Source organism: Acetobacter orleanensis, assembly GCF_001581005.1.
In the GTDB taxonomy this organism is placed as follows: Bacteria; Pseudomonadota; Alphaproteobacteria; order Acetobacterales; family Acetobacteraceae; genus Acetobacter; species Acetobacter orleanensis.
Genome location: NZ_LHZV01000014.1, coordinates 1 through 1,409 on the forward strand (window position 1 = coordinate 1; position 1,409 = coordinate 1,409).

The following is a 1,409-nucleotide window of genomic DNA, read 5'->3' on the forward strand; positions in this document are numbered from 1 at the left end:
CAGAAACGCTCATCCGTGACTTTCCAAACAGGCTCTTAAAAATTGTTCGTTATCGCCGCCCACTTCTTCTTTATCGTTTTGCTTAGCTTCAAGGATGCGATAAGATTTTAAGCGTTTATGCTTCAAATCTGGCTTGCCAGCAAAAATTGGATTACTTTGCCAATTTTTAATAATATCTGGTTCTGCAACCCTAATCCCGGGAACAGCCACTTTAACTTCATTAATATTCATTAAATTATCGTCGATAAATAGTACGCTTTCTGGACGAAGTTGAATCTTTTCTACAATATCTTTAACTTGTGGGCCTTTAGGATTCCAAGAAATTCGTGCAAATACAAAATCATTCCAAACACCCATGCGTTCCAGAAACTCGCGTGTATCTTTATAGGTGTTCTTTGAACATATCGCACTCACGATACCGCGGTTATTAAGTTCCCTTACCATATGAAGGGTATCTAGGCGCGGCTTAATCTCCCCTTCAGACAATGTTCCTTCCCAGAAAGTATCATCCAAATCCCAAACAACCAGACGCACACCTTCTTCTTTTTCGGATGTTTCCGACTCTTTTTGTAACTTTCCTATTTGTGTAAGATAAAAACATTGATCTTTGAATTCGTCTGGTTTTGCAAAGTCACGAAAGAATACCTTCCCATTTTTCTTTTCTAAAATCTGAAAATTCCACATCAGAGTTCCATCGCCACGAAAAATCTTCAAACCATCATCAGTCAAACTCCATGTACGTTCATTCTCTGAATAGAAGCCCTCTATTATACCCGTCTCGGAAAATCGAAAATCTGTTGAACAAATTGGTCCATTTGCATAACGCCATTCCCACACAGAACCTATAAGGCTCTCCACTGGAAAGAAATCTTTTATAGATTGAATAATAAACATCCGCAACAATCCTCTGGCTTTACTTTCCCATCATCTATACCCTCTGATCTGTAGATTGAGAAGAAAAAAAGCATACGTAGGCAATCACATGGGGGGTGAGAAAACTGCATTTGTAACGGTTTTGTGCCGGTTATTTAAATGTTTTAATTACACATATCAGGTGATCGACGAGACCATGGAGCAGACGGAAGATCTCAAGCGAGAGACGATGAGAATTCCATTGAGTAGTTAGGTTGTTACGCATGCATATTGCGGCGAACCTGAGCATTGGCAAATCCACGCTGATTAAATGGATAGTGGATTACCGTCCGACCGAGCCTGCATCGCCTCAGGCTGATCTGGCCTGTGAGAATGAACGTCTTCGTCTGGAGAGCCGGGGGCTGCGGGAGGAGGGAGAAATTCTAAAAAAGCTCCCCAGTTCTTCGCGAACCAAAAGCCATGAGATGGAGGGGACTAAAAACCCTCTGGTTTTAGTGCCTGTTATGAGACCTGTGCGCGGATGGTAGACTGCGGCA

At 41.9% G+C, this 1,409-nt stretch carries 1 protein-coding gene; it reads right to left on the minus strand.

All coding sequences use genetic code 11. From position 1 onward, the window contains the following. Positions 1-9: 9 nt before the first annotated feature. Entirely contained in the window at positions 10-894 is an 885-nt protein-coding gene (locus AD949_RS00085; RefSeq protein WP_048836849.1) for an HAD-IIIC family phosphatase, read from the minus strand. Positions 895-1,409 lie beyond the last annotated feature (515 nt).

Bases quoted from the DNA above. Each gene is read 5' to 3' on its own strand.
- AD949_RS00085 (WP_048836849.1), bottom strand. From the start codon at position 894: ATGTTTATTATTCAATCTATAAAAGATTTCTTTCCAGTGGAGAGCCTT.